The sequence below is a fragment of the Cupriavidus sp. SIMBA_020 genome, from assembly GCF_046535395.1.
Lineage (GTDB): Bacteria > Pseudomonadota > Gammaproteobacteria > Burkholderiales > Burkholderiaceae > Cupriavidus > Cupriavidus campinensis.
The window spans coordinates 1-289 of the sequence record NZ_JAWRWU010000353.1 but is presented as its reverse complement, the minus strand read 5'-3'; the positions used below and the strand labels follow the sequence as shown (position 1 = coordinate 289).

The window sequence follows — 289 nt, the reverse complement described above, 5'->3', positions numbered from 1 at the left end:
GACCCGATCATGTTCCTGTTCGACGAGCCGCTGTCGAACCTCGACGCCAAGCTGCGTATCGAGATGCGTTCGGAAATCAAGCTGCTGCACCAGCGCGTGGGCAAGACGATCGTCTACGTGACGCACGATCAGATCGAAGCCATGACGCTCGGCGACCGCATTGCGGTGATGAAGGACGGCATCGTTCAGCAGTTCGGCGCGCCGCAGGACATCTACGGTTCGCCGTCGAACCTGTTCGTCGCGGGCTTCATCGGCGCGCCGCCGATGAACTTCATCAACGGCAAGCTGG

1 pseudogene is annotated in these 289 nt (G+C 61.2%); it reads left to right on the top strand.

What is annotated here, in order from left to right:
* A pseudogene (locus tag SB751_RS29545) lies at positions 1-289 on the top strand (sugar ABC transporter ATP-binding protein); the annotation flags it as partial.